Origin of the sequence: Vibrio sp. 10N.239.311.G01, assembly GCF_041465805.1 — a bacterium.
GTDB lineage: Bacteria > Pseudomonadota > Gammaproteobacteria > Enterobacterales > Vibrionaceae > Vibrio > Vibrio crassostreae_C.
Map to the genome: position 1 here is coordinate 1 of NZ_JBFSRM010000068.1, position 1524 is coordinate 1524.

General features: G+C 41.5%; 2 protein-coding genes. Both read right to left on the reverse strand.

The features are described from left to right. On the reverse strand, positions 1-623 hold a 623-nt coding region (locus AB6D06_RS22390; RefSeq protein WP_372111911.1), incomplete at its 3' end, for an alanine racemase. Beyond that, the coding region (locus AB6D06_RS22395; RefSeq protein WP_372111913.1) for a DUF1611 domain-containing protein at positions 620-1524 on the reverse strand (905 nt) is incomplete at its 5' end. The genes AB6D06_RS22390 and AB6D06_RS22395, both read right to left, overlap by 4 nt.

A 1524-nucleotide genomic window follows, 5' to 3' on the forward strand; every position in this document is an offset into this window, starting at 1 on the left:
TGAAGAGCCCAGTTAACTGAAGCAGAATTACCCCCTGAAATAATTTCTAGATTGACCCCAAATGTAGCTTCAATTCCATCGGCAAGATCAGAAAGAATATTCATATTTTGTTCATTTGGAGCGACGCCATACCGACAGGCTAAATTCGCACCAATTCCTTTTATCGTGATGTTCGGTAAAGAAATAATCTCTCGGATAAAATCAATCACGCGATTCGGCATCACACCTTCTCTGAGATCGCCAAGCTCAACCATAATAATGATACCGTGACGGCAATTTTGTTGTTCCGCTGCATGTGAAAGCCTCTGAATTACTTCAACTTCAGAATTTAAACTCATATCACTGTATTTTATTACACTCGCCACTTGACTTAGCATGGGCGTACGTATCAGCATTTTAGGGATAGCAATGCCTGATTCAGTCATCTTTTGAAGGTTTTCCATTCTTGAATCGGCTAACATTGTTGCGCCAGCATCAATAAGAACTTGTGCGATGATAGGGTGGCCGAGGAAGACTTTTGTTACAGGTGTAACGGATATATTTTTTAGTGAGAGCTGAGTGATCAGGTACTGAGCGTTATGGTGAATCTTCCCACAATCAATGTCTAATCTAGGGCAGTTCACCCTTTTGCGGCCAGTTTTCTTGCTATCATAGGGAAGGCTGACGTTACGATGTGCAGTAGATGTTCGACAGGCTGTGATAATGCATCAGTAACCGGTATACCAAATTCGGTAGTGTAGCTGTCTATCGCACGACAGGTTTCATCTAAAGACATATCTTCATGATTCAGTGTTAGTCCAATAACATCGGTATTAGAAAACGTTTCGATAAGATTGATTTCTGAAGCAATCGAAGGCATTGGGCAATCAGGAAAATCACTACGATATAAACGTTTAGGAGCATGTTGCAATATCACACCCGCTGGACAACTGCCACGTAAGATAAATGCGCTGGTTGAAAACGCAGGATGACTCAAGGCTCCTTGCCCTTCAATAATAATCAGGTCCGGATTTTCTTTTTCATAGGCCTGTACAATGACAGATTCCAACTCACCGGCACAAAATTGTGAAGGGACAGCATCGAGTGCAACGCAGTATTGTGCGCCTTGCATAATACCTGTTTGACCAGTGGCAATCAGAACGACGTTAAGGCCTTTTCTAGTCAGTTCATTCGCTAATATTGTTGCTGTTGTTCGTTTTCCTAGCGCGCAATCCGTCCCCATTACAGCAATTCTCGGACATTTAACGTTATGTATTTTCCCGCTAAACGTTTTCAGATCGCCTTTACTTTTGGGTTTGCGAGTATCGAATATTCGAACGTTATTCTTTAAGCTAGCTTCTAAAAATAGAGGATCATCAGTTAGGAATTCATGTAAGCCATTTACGATGTTCATTCCTAGTGACATGGCATTTAAAATGATGCTTTTATCTAAGTCAGATAAAAAACCACTTGATGGCGCAATGCCAAAGATGAAGTAATCGGGAATGCTTTCCGCGTGAATGATAGCTTCTTCAGCATTGGCAA